The sequence below is a fragment of the Candidatus Weimeria sp. HCP3S3_B5 genome, assembly GCF_052064335.1.
GTDB lineage: Bacteria > Bacillota > Clostridia > Lachnospirales > Lachnospiraceae > Weimeria.
Genome location: NZ_JBQHVU010000004.1, coordinates 45,729 through 62,312 on the forward strand (window position 1 = coordinate 45,729; position 16,584 = coordinate 62,312).

The 16,584-nt window shown below is 47.1% G+C and carries 10 protein-coding genes; all 10 read left to right on the forward strand.

The genetic code is table 11. The features are described 5' to 3' along the window. The first annotated feature begins 46 nt into the window (after positions 1-46). The 10 genes from asd (at position 47) to ACTNCK_RS03240 (ending at position 16,571) form a co-directional block, all read left to right on the forward strand. Complete coding sequence (gene asd / locus ACTNCK_RS03195) at positions 47-1,132, forward strand: aspartate-semialdehyde dehydrogenase (RefSeq protein WP_441080929.1); 1,086 nt, start codon at positions 47-49, stop codon at positions 1,130-1,132. 54 nt (positions 1,133-1,186) lie between these two features. Beyond that, positions 1,187-3,265 (forward strand): DNA topoisomerase, encoded by a 2,079-nt coding sequence (locus tag ACTNCK_RS03200; protein ID WP_441080930.1) that lies wholly within the window; start codon positions 1,187-1,189, stop codon positions 3,263-3,265. A 9-nt stretch (positions 3,266-3,274) separates the two neighbouring features. Continuing rightward, entirely contained in the window at positions 3,275-4,003 is a 729-nt protein-coding gene (locus tag ACTNCK_RS03205; RefSeq protein ID WP_441080931.1) for an MBL fold metallo-hydrolase, read from the forward strand. A gap of 63 nt (positions 4,004-4,066) precedes the next feature. Then, the gene (gene alaS, locus ACTNCK_RS03210) at positions 4,067-6,742 is read left to right on the forward strand and encodes an alanine--tRNA ligase (RefSeq protein WP_441080932.1); all 2,676 of its coding nucleotides are present in this window, start codon (positions 4,067-4,069) and stop codon (positions 6,740-6,742) included. Position 6,743: 1 nt separating this feature from the next. Continuing rightward, complete coding sequence (locus tag ACTNCK_RS03215; protein ID WP_441080933.1) at positions 6,744-8,846, forward strand: hypothetical protein; 2,103 nt, start codon at positions 6,744-6,746, stop codon at positions 8,844-8,846. An 87-nt stretch (positions 8,847-8,933) separates the two neighbouring features. Beyond that, on the forward strand, positions 8,934-9,110 hold the full coding sequence (gene rpsU / locus ACTNCK_RS03220; protein ID WP_441080934.1) for a 30S ribosomal protein S21: 177 nt from the start codon (positions 8,934-8,936) through the stop codon (positions 9,108-9,110). Positions 9,111-9,210: 100 nt separating this feature from the next. After that, a complete protein-coding gene (locus ACTNCK_RS03225; RefSeq protein WP_441080935.1) occupies positions 9,211-9,747 on the forward strand; it encodes an NUDIX hydrolase in 537 nt (178 codons plus the stop codon). A gap of 185 nt (positions 9,748-9,932) precedes the next feature. Then, positions 9,933-14,552 carry a glutamate synthase large subunit gene (gltB, locus tag ACTNCK_RS03230; protein ID WP_441080936.1) on the forward strand — a complete coding sequence of 1,540 codons (4,620 nt, stop codon included), beginning with the start codon at positions 9,933-9,935 and terminating at the stop codon, positions 14,550-14,552. Between the two features lie 24 nt (positions 14,553-14,576). After that, a complete protein-coding gene (locus tag ACTNCK_RS03235) occupies positions 14,577-16,061 on the forward strand; it encodes a glutamate synthase subunit beta (RefSeq protein WP_441080937.1) in 1,485 nt (494 codons plus the stop codon). 192 nt (positions 16,062-16,253) lie between these two features. Then, on the forward strand, positions 16,254-16,571 hold the full coding sequence (locus ACTNCK_RS03240) for a hypothetical protein (RefSeq protein WP_441080938.1): 318 nt from the start codon (positions 16,254-16,256) through the stop codon (positions 16,569-16,571). Positions 16,572-16,584: the final 13 nt, after the last annotated feature.

The following is a 16,584-nucleotide window of genomic DNA, read 5'->3' on the forward strand; positions in this document are numbered from 1 at the left end:
GGGTGCGCAGGTCATAGATTCTTTGAAATAAGAAAGGAAAAAGAAAATGAGTGAAAAGCTAAGAGTAGGTATCCTCGGAGGAACAGGAATGGTAGGACAGCGTTTTATCGCTATTCTTGAGAATCATCCCTGGTTTGAGGTGACAGAGATCGCTGCATCTCCAAGAAGTGCAGGAAAGACATACGAGGAGTGCGTTAAGGACCGCTGGAAGATGGATACTCCTATTCCGGAGGCTGTAAAGAATATAGTAGTAAAGAACGTAAACGATGTTGAAGAGGTTTCAAAGGACGTAGACTTCTGCTTCTCAGCCGTTGATATGAAAAAGGATGAGATAAAGGCAATCGAGGAAGCTTATGCAAAGACCGAGACTCCTGTCGTTTCCAATAACTCAGCACATCGCTGGACACCGGATGTGCCTATGGTAGTTCCGGAGATCAATCCAGAGCATTTTGAGGTTATAGAGTCACAGAAGAAGAGACTTGGGACAAAGCGCGGATTCATCGCGGTTAAGCCTAACTGCTCTATCCAGTCCTATGCTCCTGTCCTTACCTCATGGATGAAGTTCCATCCTACAGAAGCAGTTGTTTCAACCTATCAGGCTATCTCAGGCGCTGGAAAGACCTTTAAGGACTGGCCGGAGATGGAAGGAAACATTATTCCATACATTGGCGGAGAGGAAGAGAAGTCAGAAAGAGAGCCGCTCCGTCTCTGGGGTAAGGTAGAGAACGGACAGATAGTCCCTTCAGACTGCATGAAGATTACCTCCCAGTGTATAAGGGTACCGATCCTTTATGGACATACAGCAACTGTTTTCGTAAACTTTGCAGATAATCCTACAAAGCAGGAGCTTATCGATGCCATGACCTCATTTTCAGGACTTCCTCAGGAGCTTGATCTTCCAAGCGCTCCTAAGCAGTTCATCCGTTATATGGAAGAGGATGACAGACCTCAGGTAAGGCTCGATGTGAACTATGAGAACGGAATGGGAATAACAATAGGCCGACTCCGCGAGGATTCTATCTTTGACTGGAAGTTCGTAGGTCTCTCCCACAACACTATGAGAGGCGCTGCAGGTGGAGCTGTGCTCTGCGCTGAGCTTCTTAAGGCAAAGGGATATATTGAGGCAAAATAAAACTGTCTGTCGCGGGAGCCTTATCCCGCGGCGCCAATAATAAAAGGAGGATGTATGGGGAAAAATCTTTTCATAGCTGAAAAACCAATGGTCGCGAGAGCTTTCGCGGCCGTTTTTGATGATAATCTGGTAAAGCATGACGGCTATCTGGAGGGTAATACGACAGTTGTGACCTGGTGCGTAGGACATCTTGTCACAATGAGCTACCCTGAGGTCTATGACGAGAAATATAAGAAATGGTCCTTTGACACCCTGCCTTTTATTCCGGATAAGTTCAGATATGAGGTTATTTCAGGAGTAAAAAAGCAGTTCAAAATAGTAAGCGGACTACTGAACAGAGATGATGTTGAAAGAATCTATGTCTGTACCGACTCCGGACGGGAGGGAGAATATATCTACCGTCTTGTTCGTGATATGGCAGGAGTCCATGGCAAGGATGAGAGAAGGGTCTGGATAGATTCGCAGACAGATGAGGAGATAAAACGCGGTATCAGAGAAGCTAAGCCTGAAAGTGAATACGATTCACTTGCAGATGCTGCCTATCTGCGCGCCAAGGAAGATTATCTGATGGGGATCAATTTTTCCAGGCTCCTTACTCTTAAGTACGGAAACAGGATGGCATCCTTTCTAAACACCAGATACCAGGTCATAGCAGTAGGAAGGGTCATGACCTGTGTGCTTGGGATGGTAGTCCGCCGCGAGATAGAAATCAGGCAGTTTGTAAGGACTCCGTTTTACAGGCTGATAGCAAATACAGCTGACGGGCTTGCTCTCGAATGGAGGAGCCAGAAGCTCTCCTTCTATAATGGCTCAGATCTTCTTTATAAGGAAAATGGCTTTAATGAAAGATCTGGTGCTACAGGACTTGCCTCTCTCCTTTGCAAAAGAGATATTTTTCCCGACAAGGCACCTGACCAAGGGCCTGATATAGCTGCGTGCGACCTTACTATGAAGGTTCTTTCAGTCCAGAAAAAGGATGAGAGAAAGAATCCTCCTCTTCTATACAATCTGGCTGAGATACAAAACGACGCATCCAAGTTCTTCAAGATATCCCCTGACCAGACCCTTACTATAATCCAGTCACTGTATGAGAAAAAGCTCGTTACCTATCCCAGGACCGATGCCAGGGTGCTTTCTTCTGCAATAGCAAAGGAGATCGATAAGAACATAAGGGGCCTTAAGAATCTGGCTCCATTTTCATCATTCTGCGACGAGATCCTTTCTAGCGGCTCCTATAAGAATATAGGAAAGACCAGATATACCGATGACAGGAAGATCACGGACCATTATGCCATAATACCGACAGGCCAGGGACTTTCTGCCTTAAAGAGCCTGAATCCTACAGAGCAGAGGGTATATGAGACTATAGCAAGGAGGTTTCTGGCAATATTCTATCCCCAGGCAGTCTATAAGAAGACCGCTATCGAGGCAGAGGCAGCCCTTTCAGGAGAGGATCATAAGAGCTACAGCGAGCACTTCTATGCCAATGACAGATATCTGTCGAGCGAGGGATATCTGAAGGTCATGAATTATTCTTTCATGAAAAACAAGGACCAGTCAGGCTCGGCTAACAAAAGCCTTTCTTCTATAAAAAAAGGTGACCTTATAAGTGCTAGCTCACTTGAGATTAAGGAGGGGGAGACAAAGCCGCCTAAACGCTATACATCGGGTTCCATGATACTTGCGATGGAAAACGCCGGATCGCTTATAGAGGATGATGAGCTAAGAGAGCAGATCCGCTCAAACGGGATCGGAACCTCGGCGACCAGAGCCGGTATACTTGAAAAGCTGGTAAAGAACAGATATCTGTCCCTTAATAAAAAGACTCAGGTGATCACTCCGACGCTTACAGGAGAGATGATATACTATGTTGTGGGATATTCCATAAGGCCAATGCTAAATCCTACCCTTACTGCAAGCTGGGAAAAAGGGCTTTCACAGGTCGCTGATTCAGAAATAGACGAGAAGGACTATATGGGAAAGCTCTGTGACTTCATAAAGCAGTATACTGATGTGGTAAAGAGACAGGATAATGGAGCTGTGCTTACTAGGTGCTTCAGATACGCCTCCGGATTCTATAAGGAGGGTTCTTATGGCGGAGTCGGTAAAAGGAAGACATCTAAGAAAAAATAAGGAGATAACATGCTTCGTGTTACATTCATTCATCAAAGCTCATTTGTCGTAGAGACTGATACGAAACAGATAGTCTTTGACTATTTTCCGGCATCCGCTATAAGAGAGCCTGTTTTTCACGGCAAGGAGCCGCTCTTTTCGGCGGACAAGCCTCTCTATGTCTTTGCGTCCAACTGTCATGGAGACCATTTTTCAAAAGAGGTCCTTAAATGGGCAGAGGAAAGGGAGACGCATTATTTTTTCTCATCAGACATCAGGCCGATCCTTGGAAAAGGCCAGGGACAGAATATAAAGTATCTTGGACCAAATGCCTCCTGTGAGATAAACGGAGTCAGGGTGACTACGCTAAGGAGCAATGACGCTGGTGTAGCCTTTATCGTAGAGACAGACGGGCTTACCATTTATCATGCCGGGGACCTGTCTGTATGGAATGTAGATAGTGATGGCAACAGACTTTATGCGGATCTATATGGAGGAGGCTACAAGAGACAGATCAGAGGGCTTGAAAACAGGCACATAGATATAGGCTTTGTGGTTCTCGATCCGCGGATAGGAGCAGGCGCATACAAGGGGATAGAGTATTTCCTTACCCATGTAGACTGCGATCTTGTCTTTCCTATGGGCTGCTGGGAGGATTACAGGGCAATAGAGAGCTTCAGGAGACTTCCCCAGATAGTAAGGCTTAAGGACAAGGTCATATCGATTGACCGGGATAATATCATATTCAATATTGACTGAATTGCTGAAAAAAGAGTATAATTGTTATTTGGTAAAATTACTTTTTTAAGGAGATTTATAACCATGAAATACGGAGTAAATGAGCTTCGAAGAATGTATCTGAATTTCTTCGAGAGCAAGGGACATCTCGTAATGAAAAGCTTTTCACTTGTGCCCCACAATGATGATTCGCTTCTTCTGATAAACGCAGGAATGGCACCGCTCAAGCCATATTTTACAGGCCAGGAGATACCGCCAAGGAGAAGGGTGACGACCTGTCAGAAGTGCGTAAGGACAGGAGATATAGAGAATGTGGGAAAGACAGCAAGGCATCTGACCTTCTTTGAGATGCTCGGGAATTTCTCCTTCGGTGACTACTTCAAGAGAGAGGCAATACACTGGTCATGGGAGTTCCTTACAGAGGTTTTAGGTCTTGAGCCGGACAGGCTCTATCCTTCTATCTATGGAGAGGATGATGAGGCCTTTAATATCTGGAACAAGGAGATCGGCGTTCCTGCCGAGAGGATATACAGATTCTATCGCGATCCCAAGACCGGAGAGTGCGACAACTTCTGGGAGCATGGCGCAGGCCCTTGCGGACCGTGCTCTGAGATATATTATGACAGAGGCGAGAAGCACGGCAATGGCCCTGAGGACGTTATGGGTGGAGAGGGCGACCGTTTCATGGAGGTATGGAACAACGTTTTCACCCAGTTCTATAATGACGGACATGGAAATTATTCAGAGCTTGTCCAGAAGAACATAGATACAGGAATGGGACTTGAGAGACTTGCAGTTGTAATGCAGGATGTTGATTCCGTTTTTGATATCGATACCATGAAGGCTATAAGAGACGCAGTATGCTCTCTTTCTGGAAAGACCTATCAGACGGATGAAAAGGATGACGTTTCGATCAGGCTTATAACAGACCATATCAGATCGACGACGTTCATGATAAGTGATGGTATCCTTCCTTCCAATGAGGGAAGAGGATATGTGTTAAGACGTCTTATCAGAAGAGCTGCCCGTCACGGAAGGATGCTGGGGATAAAGGGCGAGTTTATGGGTAAGCTTGCCGATGTGGTGATCCGTGAGAGCCACGACGGATATCCTGAGCTCCTTGAAAAGCAGGAGTTTATCAGAAGAGTCCTTACTGAGGAGGAGCACAAGTTCAATGCGACTATAGATCAGGGACTTTCTATCCTTTCAGAGCTAGAGGATGATCTCTCATCAAGGAATGAAAAGGTCCTTTCAGGAAAGGATGCCTTCAGGCTTTATGATACCTATGGCTTCCCTGTGGATCTGACAAACGAGATCCTCGAGGAAAAGGGCTTTAATGTAGATATGGACGGCTTCAAGGCAGCCATGGATGAGCAGAGGCAGAAGGCCAGGGATGCAAGAAAGACCTCCAATTACATGGGAAAGGCCGCGACGGTCTATGATGATATAGATAAGACCATTACAACTGAGTTCGTAGGCTATGATACTCTTCATACGACAGCAAAGATCAGCTGTATGACCTCAGAGGTCGATCCAGAAAACGGGAAATACGGAGAGATAGTAAAGACTCTTTCCAACGGAGAGAAGGGAACGATAATAACAGATGTCACTCCTTTCTACGGTACCATGGGAGGACAAGTCGGAGATACAGGAGAGATCCGCACTGACAACGGAGTCTTTACGGTTACAGATACCATCCATCTGCTGGGAGGCAGGGTAGGTCATGTCGGATATGTTTCTGACGGAGTGATCTCTATAGATGAGCCTGTAGAGATGTCAGTAGATCAGCAGAGAAGAGAGCGGATCTGCTGTAACCATTCGGCTACCCATCTGCTCCAGAGGGCCTTAAGGGATGTCCTTGGTGAGCATGTCCAGCAGGCCGGCTCATATCAGGATGATAAGGAGTTAAGGTTTGACTTTACACATTTCTCTGCAATGTCTGACGAGGAGCTTAAAGAGGTAGAGAGGCTTGTAAATGAGCGTATCCATGCCGGAGCAGATGTAGTGACTGAGGTTATGAGCCTTGAGGATGCCAAGAAGACAGGAGCTATGGCACTGTTCGGAGAGAAGTACGGCGATAAGGTAAGAGTCGTAAAGATGGGAGATTTCTCCACAGAGCTCTGCGGAGGAACTCATGTGAAGAATACCAGAGAGATCGGCGCTATAAAGATCCTTTCCGAGAACGGAGTATCAAGCGGCGTCAGAAGAATAACTGCTCTTACCGGAGACAATATCCTTTCCTACTACAAGGACATGGAGGAAAAAATGGATCAGGTCCTTGCCGCTCTTAAGAGCCCGCTCAACAGCGCTCTCGACAAGGTAAATTCTCTCTACAATGAGATAAAGACCTTAAAGAGCGAGAATGAGTCCTTAAAGAGCAGCGCCGCAAAGGATGCTATCGGAAATATAAAGGATGATATAGAGGATATTGGCGGAGTAAGCTTCTACGCCAAAGCACTTAAGGGTGTCGGAGGCGGAGATCTCCGTTCTGTCGGAGACCAGATAAAGGAAGAACTGAAGGACGGAGTCATCTTCCTCGCTTCTGATAATGACGGTAAGGTAGCGCTTCTTGCAATGGCATCTGACCAGGCGGTAAAGAAGGGCGCACATGCCGGAAATCTGATAAAGGCAGTGGCTTCCGTAGTAGGCGGAGGCGGAGGCGGACGAGCAAATATGGCTCAGGCCGGAGGAAGGGACGCTTCTAAGATCCCTGATGCCATAAAGGAGGCCTCAAGGGTACTTAAGGAACAGTTATCATAATATGGCAGAAATTGCGAACTGGACGGCAGGGTCCGTCATACTAAAAAAGAATGATACAGCAGATTCTCTTATGATCCTTCTCAAGGGAACGGTAGAGAGGGTTGTAGGTGAGGCAAGTCTGACCCTGCTGCCAGGGAGCATCCTTGGGATCGGCGTCTCGCCTGACGAGGGCTATGACAGCGATTATGTGGCAGTAACTGCCTGCTCTACCTATGCCTGCCCTTATTCTCGGGACAATGATCTGGATTCGGTTTTCAAAGAGTATCCAAAGCTTGCTCCGGTCATGACCCAGCAGGCTGTAAGGAATACCTGCAACCTCTATGACGCTCTTTTAGAGCTTATAGACAGCGCCAGGGCCATGTACAGAGACCTTATCTCAAGGTTTGATTCCTATCCTGATATGTGCAGGCGTACAGGTGATCAGATAAAGGACTATCAGGCCCTTCGTACTTTCCCAGGGCCTGTAGAGGATACCGGTATTGAAGAATGGAAGGTCAGGCTCCTTAAGAGTCTTATGACTCTTGAGGGCAGAAAGGACGAGCTGCTTGCCGGAAGGATAGATCTTTCAGCGAGCCTTGCTGATCTTGCTGTCCTGTTCATAAACGAGGTAAGGAAGAGGATAGGAGAGGTAGAAAGCTATAAGGAGAAGCTTAAGGTAGCGTCAGCAGGTTTTCTGGTAGAGTATTCTGCCCTGAAGTCCAAGCTGTCCTCGATCACCAATGGTAAGGGAGAGGATATGTCATCCCTTACGGGTATCTTTGACAAGATTGTCGTCTATTCAGAACTGTCGCCTGAGGATACGGCTGATATACGAAGCGCCATGCGGGAATACAAGTCCATAAAGGACCGCTATGGTATATCCGACCAGATCAGGAAGATAAGGAGACATTTAAGTTCAGCCTTTTATCCGCTTTATGAGGCGGTCCTTGTAAAGGCGATAAAAGAGAAGGAGATGCCTGTCTACGTCAGGACCTTCCTTATGTTTGGCCTGCTTGATGAGGAACTTCTGACAAAGGAGGAGCTTCGAACCCTGTATGGGTTTGCTTCATCCTACCGTCCTGATCCAAGGGGCCATGTTATGTGTGCATATGAATGGCTTGCAAGGGTATACAGGATGCAGGCAGACCCCTCGAGAAATGAGTTTGATATGGACTATCAGGCTTATCTGAAGGACCAGCTGCACAGCGGGGATATCACCGAGGAACTATATAAGAAGCTTTTGGTAAGCGGCAGGAACAGACTGCACTTCGAGATAAGTAATCTCTTTACCATCGGAAACAGGATGACCTTCGGAAGGATAAGCGCATTCGAGCCGGTCTTCGATGATGTAAATGTGATCGGATCCATGGAAAAGGGCTATCTCCACGCCGACAAGGTCTATAAGGAACTTGCAGAGATCACAGACAGGGACTACAGTATCTTTTACAGGAATGATATCTATTCGGATCCTGAGAGGAATATCACCCAGCTGCCTGTTCATAAGCAGTTTTTACCCAACTTTATCCTGATGCCTGTGATGGGATCAAGATTCGCACTCTGGCAGGAGATAGAGGGGAAGAGAAGACAGTCCGAAGCCAGGATGCTTCTTCCTATAATCATGTCCGAGGATATTTCTTCTGCCATGACAAGGCTGTGCGGAGAATTCCGCTGGGAGATGTGCAAGACAGAGCAGGGTATCCACTGGAATGATATGAGAGATCCATCGCTTACGGCTGAATATACGGATTATCTGCAGTTCTACAGGAAGAACAGCCAGATCACAGCCGATATAAAGGAGAGAATCAAGAACGAGCTGAAGAAATACAACAATAATTTCAAGGCAGTATTTGTCGCGGATTATTCGGACTATATCCGCTTCGAAAGCAATGGATCGCTGCGTCTTTTAAAGATACCAAGGGAGATTCTGGCTAAGTATGCTCCGTTTTCGGGCCGCTCAAAGGAGCTTCTGAAGGAGAATCCTCAGTACAAGCAGTTCATAGAGAGGTTCAACAACCACGAGGCCAGAGACAGGCGTATAATTGCCCTTACTCTAAAGAGGTTCGAAAAGGAAGGCATAGAGTCTCCGAAAGAGCTTGTGGACGAATATAATTATCTCAGCCATTAAATAGGACTTGACATTTGTTGCAGTAGTGGTAAAATACTATTTGCGTGAGTTTTCACAATCCCAACACTGGAGGGAGGTAGAGCAAGAGTGGCTAGCGTTATCGTTAAAGAAAACGAATCATTAGACAGTGCACTTCGCAGATTCAAGCGTAATTGTGCCAAGGCTGGTATCCAGCAGGAGATCCGCAAGAGAGAGCACTATGAGAAGCCAAGCGTCAGACGTAAGAAAAAGTCTGAGGCTGCCAGAAAGCGTAAGTACAACTAATTGTCTGGTGTTTCCTTAATGCAGCATATCAGTTAAGGGATAGAAACAGAGAAGGACAGGTCATGTTCTTCTCTTTTTTATTTATTTAGAAGGAGTCAATATGGACAAGCATCCTGAGCGGATAGGAAGAAAGCTCATTTATACTGGAGCAGTAGTAAATGTTTATCAGGACCAGATAAAGCTTGCGGACGGAAGGGTTGAGAACTGGGACTTTGTAGAGCATCCTATGGGGGCTGCATGTGTAGTGCCTATCACAGAGGATGGACAGATCATAATGGTCCGCCAGTATCGTCCAGCCCTGGACCGCTATACTCTTGAGCTTCCTGCAGGCAAGAGGGATTCTCTTACTGAGGATACTCTTATAACAGCAAAAAGGGAGCTGGGCGAGGAGACAGGCTATACCACGGATAACTGGCAGAAGCTTATTTCTCTGAAAACGACAGTAGCCTTCTGCAATGAGTTCATAGATGTCTATCTGGCCAGGGATGTCGTAAGGACAAAGGGCCAGGATCTCGATCCGGATGAGGATATAGAGATTAAGGAATACAGTCCTGAATGGCTGAGAGAGGAGATATACTCAGGACGTATTCAGGACGCAAAGACCGTTGCTGGCATCATGTCCTATCTGGCTATGTGATTGTTTTTTATAAAAAACAGTGTTGACATGAGCATATCCTGTGGTTAAAATTAGAACTATATTAAAAGCAAGTCAATGGAGACTGCAATCCGGCATCTTTATGGTGTCTGGTTTGTTGTCTCATTTTTTTGCAAAAATTAAAATGTCAAACTATTTGAATTGTCTGACAACAGAAAGGAAAAGTAATGGCAAATCCAAAAGAAGAACGGCTGGCAAAGCCGGAGGGTCTTTATGATCCCCAGTTCGAGCATGACAGCTGCGGAATCGGTGCAGTTGTAAGCATCGATGGAAAGAGGACTCACAAGACCGTATCAGATGCTTTAAAGATCGTTGAGAATCTTGAGCACAGGGCCGGAAAAGATGCTGCCGGAACCACAGGTGACGGAGTAGGAATCCTGCTGCAGATCTCACACAAGTTTTTCAAGAAGGCTGCCGCCCGGATCGGCATCGAGCTTAAGGAGGAGGGCGATTACGGTGTAGGTGTCTTCTTCCTTCCTACAGATGAGCTCAGACGTAAGCGCGTTCAGAAGATGTTTGAGATTATAGCCGAAAAGGAAGGTGTGCCTTTCCTCGGCTGGAGGGATGTCCCTGTAAAGACAGAGATCCTTGGTGAGCTTGCCAGATCCACAATGCCTTATATGTGTCAGGCCTTTGTCGGCAGACCTGAGGGAGTGAGCAGAGGCATAGATTTCGACAGGAAGCTCTATGTAGTACGCAGAGTCTTCGAGCAGACCTGTGAGGAGAGTGCCTATGTCGCTTCTCTTTCCTCAAGGACAATAGTCTATAAGGGCATGATGCTTGTCAATCAGCTCCGTACCTTCTATGCAGATCTTACAGATCCTGATTTCGAGGTAGCCATAGCCATAGTGCATTCACGTTTCTCTACCAACACAAATCCTAGCTGGGAACGTGCCCATCCTAACAGATACATAGTCCATAACGGAGAGATCAATACCATAAAGGGTAATGCGGACAAGATGCTTGCCCGTGAGGAGACCATGTACTCCGAGTACCTCGAGGATGATATGAGTAAGATCATCCCGGTGGTCAATACTAACGGATCAGATTCTGCAATGCTTGATAATACGCTTGAGTTTCTGATGATGAACGGTATGCCGCTTCCGCTTGCCGTTATGATCACGATCCCTGAGCCGTGGTCCAACAACCGTGCCATGGATGAGAAGAGAAAGGACTTCTACGAGTACTATGCTACCATGATGGAGCCATGGGACGGACCTGCATCAATCATCTTCTCTGACGGAGACATAATGGGAGCAGTCCTTGACCGTAACGGACTTCGTCCATCCAGATATTATGTGACAGATGACAATTACCTGATCCTTTCATCAGAGGTAGGAGTCCTGCCTGTAGATGAGAGTCATATAGTAAAGAAGGATCGTCTGATGCCGGGAAGGATGCTTCTCGTGGATACAAAGCAGCAGAGACTTATCGACGACAAGGAGGTAAAGGATCTCTATGCATCACGTCATCCTTTCGGCGAGTGGCTTGACCAGAATCTGGTAAACCTTTCTGATGTGCCTATCCCGAATAAGCCGGTCCCGGAGAACTCAAGGTCAGACAGACAGAGACTTCTGAAGGCCTTCGGATATTCCTATGAGGATGTCCGTGAGGGCATAATGCCTATGGCAGAGAATGCGACCGAGTCCATTGGAGCAATGGGAGTGGATACTCCTCTGGCTGTGCTTTCGAACCAGCACAGACCACTGTTTGACTATTTCAAGCAGCTCTTTGCCCAGGTCACAAACCCGCCTATTGATTCGATAAGAGAAAAGATAGTCACATCTACTACCATCTTCCTCGGGACAGCAGGAAATGTCTTAAGAGAGAGTGCAAGGAACTGCAATCTCTTAAGGATCAACCATCCTATCCTTTCCGATACAGATCTTCTCCGTATCAGGAATATGGACAGACCGGGCTTTAAGGTGGAGACCATACCTATCACCTATTACAAGAACACATCTCTTGAGAAGGCAATAGAGCATCTGTTTGTAGAAGCTGACAGAGCATACAGGGACAGGGCAAATATCCTTATCCTTTCCGACAGAGGAGTAGATGAGAACCATGTAGCCATCCCTTCACTTCTTGCAGTATCAGCCCTGCAGCAGCATCTGGTACGTACAAAGAAGAGGACCCGTCTCTCTCTTGTCTTAGAGAGTGGAGAACCTAGAAATGTCCATCACTTTGCTACTCTCTTAGGCTACGGAGCCTCTGCGATAAACCCATATCTCGCTCATGAGAGCATCCGCCAGCTGATAGAGGAGGGTACCCTGAAGAAGGATTACTATGCAGCCTGCAAGGCATATGATGATGCCATCCTTTCAGGAATAGTAAAGATCGCTTCAAAGATGGGTATCTCAACGATCCAGTCATATCAGGGTGCCAAGATATTTGAGGCAGTCGGTATAGACAGGTCGGTGATCGACAGATATTTCACAGGCACGACCTCTCCTATAGGCGGGATCACGCTTGATGATATAGCAAAGGATGTCGAGTACCGTCATGACAAGGCCTTCGATCCGCTCGAGCTTAGAGAGGATACTACTCTTGATTCAAGCGGCTATCATAAGATGCGTTCCGGTAAGGAGGAGCATCTTTACAATCCTAACACTATCCATCTCCTGCAGAAATCCACCTGGACAGGCGACTATTCCCTGTTCAAGGAATATGAGAAGGAGGTAGAGAGAGAGGACTGTGTCAAGAATCTGCGCGGACTTCTGGACTTTAAGTTCCCTAAGAAGGGGATAGCTGTCTCGGAGGTGGAGCCGGCAAGCTCCATTATGAGAAGGTTCAAGACAGGAGCAATGAGCTACGGATCCATTTCAAGAGAGGCTCATGAGACTCTTGCTATAGCAATGAACATGATTCATGGAAAGTCCAATACAGGTGAAGGAGGAGAAGAGGAGGATCGCCTAAGCATTGGCTCAGACGGACTGAACCGCTGCTCTGCCATAAAGCAGGTTGCGAGCGGACGATTCGGTGTCACCTCTGTATATCTGAATTCAGCCCAGGAGATCCAGATCAAGATGGCCCAGGGAGCCAAGCCGGGCGAAGGCGGTCATCTTCCTGGAAAGAAGGTTTACCCGTGGATAGCCAAGACAAGACTTTCCACACCAGGTGTATCCCTTATTTCACCTCCGCCTCATCATGACATCTATTCGATCGAGGATCTGGCAGAGCTTATCTATGATCTGAAGAATGCAAACGACAAGGCAAGGATCTCTGTAAAGCTCGTATCAGAGGCAGGAGTAGGAACAGTCGCATCCGGAGTCGCAAAGGCCGGGGCTCAGGTCATCCTGATCTCAGGACATGACGGCGGAACCGGAGCAGCACCGCTTTCTTCTATCCATAATGCAGGAATGCCATGGGAGCTTGGTATATCTGAGGCTCACCAGACCCTTATCAGAAACGGCCTCCGTGAAAAGGTCATTATAGAGACAGATGGTAAGCTGATGACAGGAAGGGATGTGGCTATAGCAGCCATGCTCGGAGCAGAGGAATACGGCTTTGCTACAGCACCTCTTGTTACAATGGGATGCGTTATGATGCGTGTCTGCAACAAGGATACCTGTCCTGTGGGAATAGCTACCCAGAACCCTAAGCTTAGAAAGCGCTTTGCCGGAAAGCCTGAGTATGTTGTCAATTTCATGAAGTTCATAGCTGAGGATCTTCGCGAGATAATGGCTTCTCTTGGGATAAGGACTATAGATGAGCTTGTTGGAAGAAGCGACCTGCTGAAGGTAAGGGATGACGTTTCAGACGGATCGCATCCTAAGTATGCAAGGGTTGACCTCACCAATGTCCTCGACAATCCTTTTGTAAGGGATATGAAGCCTATCCATTATGACAAGAAGAACGAGTTCGACTTCAAGCTTTCTGATACTCTCGACCAGAAGGTGCTTTTAAAGAAGCTTCCTCTCGATATAGAGCCAGGTGAAAAGAAGTCAGTGGATGTTGATGTGAAGAACACAGACAGAGCATTTGGCACCCTGTTCGGATCAAGGATCACAAGGAAGTTCAAGGAGAGCCTTCCTGAGGATACCTATACTATCCACTGCAAGGGAGCAGGCGGACAGAGCTTCGGAGCCTTTATTCCTAAGGGACTTACTATAGAGCTTGTCGGGGATTCAAACGACTATTTCGGGAAGGGACTTTCAGGAGGAAAGCTTATAGTTTATCCTCCTAAGGGGTCAAGGATACCGGCAGATGAGAATATAGTGATCGGTAATGTAGCTCTTTACGGCGCTACGAGCGGAAAAGCCTTTATCTCCGGAGTTGCAGGAGAAAGATTCCTTGTAAGGAACTCAGGTGCAACTGCAGTCGTAGAGGGAGTCGGAGATCACGGATGCGAATATATGACAGGCGGAATTGCTGTTATATTAGGACGCACCGGAAAGAACTTCGCAGCCGGAATGAGCGGCGGTATCGCCTATGTACTTGATGACGATGCAACTCTCTACAAGAGACTGAACCAGAGCATGGTAAGCCTCGAGCAGGTAACTGACAAGTACGATGTTCAGGAACTGAAGGAGCTTATCGCTGAGCACGTTGCTGTCACAGGCTCTGAAAAGGGAAAGGAGATCTATGATCATTTCTCTGAGTATCTGCCTAGGTTCAAGAAGGTAGTACCTCACGACTTCAAGAAGATGCAGCAGTCGATTGCCTGGATGGAGGAAAAGGGACTGTCATCAGAGGCTGCCCAGATGGAGGCATTCAGAGCAGTCACCGGGCAGAGCGACATAAAGATCAAGACAGAAGCTGATGAGTTTTCACCGTTTACTGCATGACTGGAGAAAGGTAGGAATTAAGTAATGGGTAAGCCAACTGGATTTTTAGATTACAACAGAGAGGAATCAAAGGCACTTTCTCCAAAGGAAAGGATAAAGGACTTTCATGAATTCCATACATATCTGAGCCCACAGAAGCAGTCGCTTCAGGGCGCCAGATGTATGGACTGCGGAGTCCCGTTCTGCCAGTACGGATGCAATATAGCCGGTATGACCTCAGGATGTCCGCTCAACAATCTGGTCCCTGAATGGAATGATCTTGTCTATCATGGCAATTATGAGCAGGCATATATAAGGCTTCACAAGACCTCCAATTTCCCGGAGTTTACCAGCCGGGTATGCCCTGCTCTCTGCGAGAAGGCCTGCACCGAGGGACTTCACTCTGATCCTGTATCGACAAAGGAAAATGAGCATGCGATCATAGAGTATGCCTATGAGCATGGACTTGCAGCAGCGAATCCTCCTAAGGTACGCACAGGCAAAAAGGTCGCAGTGATCGGAAGCGGGCCTTCCGGACTTGCTGTTGCTGATCAGCTGAATCAGAGAGGACATCTTGTCACAGTCTATGAGAGACATGACAAAGTCGGAGGACTCTTAAGATACGGTATCCCTAATATGAAGCTCGAGAAGAGCGTGATCGACAGAAAGGTTTCTGTAATGGAGGAAGAGGGCATCACTTTTGTCACTAACTCTGATGCAGGAAATTCCCTGAAGGCAGCAGGCCTCTTAAAGGATTACGATGCAGTCGTGCTCTGCTGCGGAGCCTCTCATCCGAGAGATATAGCAGCTCCGGGAAGGGATGCAAAGGGGATCTACTTTGCCGTTGATTTCCTTACATCGACGACAAAGGCCCTTGATGCAAATGCCGTTCCTCAGGGAGATTATATCTCCGCAAAGGGCAAGGATGTTATCGTCATAGGAGGCGGAGACACAGGAAATGACTGCGTAGGTACATGCATGAGACATGGGGCAGCATCAGTGACTCAGCTTGAGATGATGCCTGAGCCTCCTGTGGCAAGGACAGAGTCCAACAGCTGGCCTGAGTGGCCGAGGATCTTAAAGACTGATTACGGCCAGGAGGAGGCCATCGCTGTATTTGGTCATGATCCGAGGATCTATCAGACTACTGTAAAGGAATATAAGAAGGACAGAAAGGGCAATCTTAGAGCTGTAGTTCTTGTTTCACTCGAAGCGAAGAAGGATGAGAAGACAGGAAGGATGAATATGGTTCCTGTCGAGGGAAGCGAGAAAGAGGTTCCTTGTCAGCTAGTTCTTATTGCAGCAGGCTTCTTAGGCTCTGAGAAATATGTGACAGACGCCTTCAAGGTAGAGCTTGATGGACGCACTAATGTCTCTGGTGTAAACGGCAGCCACAGGACATCTGCGGATAAGGTATTTACGGCAGGAGACATGCATACAGGCCAGTCACTCGTAGTAAAGGCGATAAATGAGGGACGCCTCTGTGCAAGGGAGGTAGACGAATATCTGATGGGATATTCTAATCTGTAAAGGAAAAAGGAAACAAAAATATATGTGAAATAAAAGAGTTGCACAAAATACAGTGCTGCTCTTTTATTTTTTTGTGCAATTTTCATATATTTTACTTGTTTTAATCAATGACTTGTTGTAAAATTTATAGGGTGAACAGAAAAAGTTCATAATTTCGTTGAACAGAGGGAATGAAAGGACAGGTGATGCTATTTGGCGAAGGAAGTTATCGACCGGATCAGGAAGGCCGAGGACGATCTCGACAGTGCCCAGGCCAGAGCAAAGGATGATGCGGCAGCCATTATCAGGAAGGCCACATCCGATGCAAAGGACTTAAAGCAGAGGAGGATCGAGACTGCAAGGCAGAAAGCCCAGGAGACCATCAGTAGCGCCCGTGAGAGGGCAGCTTCCATCACACAGAAGGCTAAGGAGGAGGGCGGAGCTCTTACCAGGCAGCTTAGGGACGATGCGAAGACAAAGGAAGGAAAAGCGCTTGAGCGGATATTAGAGGCCCTGACTGATGGCCGTTAGTTGACAGGTCCAA

Coding starts and splice junctions, on each gene's coding strand:
- ACTNCK_RS03225 (WP_441080935.1), top strand. CDS start 9,211: ATGGACAAGCATCCTGAGCGGATAGGAAGAAAGCTCATTTATACTGGA.
- ACTNCK_RS03200 (WP_441080930.1), top strand. CDS start 1,187: ATGGGGAAAAATCTTTTCATAGCTGAAAAACCAATGGTCGCGAGAGCT.
- asd (WP_441080929.1), top strand. CDS start 47: ATGAGTGAAAAGCTAAGAGTAGGTATCCTCGGAGGAACAGGAATGGTA.
- ACTNCK_RS03215 (WP_441080933.1), top strand. CDS start 6,744: ATGGCAGAAATTGCGAACTGGACGGCAGGGTCCGTCATACTAAAAAAG.
- ACTNCK_RS03235 (WP_441080937.1), top strand. CDS start 14,577: ATGGGTAAGCCAACTGGATTTTTAGATTACAACAGAGAGGAATCAAAG.
- gltB (WP_441080936.1), top strand. CDS start 9,933: ATGGCAAATCCAAAAGAAGAACGGCTGGCAAAGCCGGAGGGTCTTTAT.
- alaS (WP_441080932.1), top strand. CDS start 4,067: ATGAAATACGGAGTAAATGAGCTTCGAAGAATGTATCTGAATTTCTTC.
- ACTNCK_RS03205 (WP_441080931.1), top strand. CDS start 3,275: ATGCTTCGTGTTACATTCATTCATCAAAGCTCATTTGTCGTAGAGACT.